The organism is Paenibacillus maysiensis, from assembly GCF_000520815.1.
GTDB lineage: Bacteria > Bacillota > Bacilli > Paenibacillales > Paenibacillaceae > Paenibacillus > Paenibacillus maysiensis.
This window is the reverse complement of sequence record NZ_ASRY01000260.1, coordinates 1-346: the sequence shown is the minus strand read 5'-3', so window position 1 is coordinate 346 and position 346 is coordinate 1. Positions and strand designations below refer to the sequence as shown.

The following is a 346-nucleotide window of genomic DNA, read 5'->3' as shown; positions in this document are numbered from 1 at the left end:
CATCGAGCAAAATAATATCGGCAATCGCTCCCGGAATAATCGAGCCGATATCCCGCGCTACGCCGAAGCGCTCTGCCGTATTCAGCGTAGCCATCTGAAACGCGGTCACGGGCTTGACGCCCTGCGCAATGGCATGACGCACGACGAAATCCATCTGTCCCTCATGGAGCAAGGATTCCGCGCTACGGTCATCCGTCACCAACATCATGCGCCGGGTATCGAGACCCATTTCCGTGCTGGCGCGGATGGTCTCGGCCACATCATGCCATGCGGAGCCTTGCCGCATTTTGGCATACATGCCGAGCCGGATACGCTCGGCTACATCCTCGGGCGTAACACATTCGTG

General features: G+C 58.4%; 1 protein-coding gene. It reads right to left on the bottom strand.

Features of this window, described 5'->3' with window-relative positions; all coding sequences use genetic code 11:
• On the bottom strand, nt 1-346 hold a 346-nt coding region (locus L696_RS28785), incomplete at both ends, for an amidohydrolase family protein (protein ID WP_155985431.1).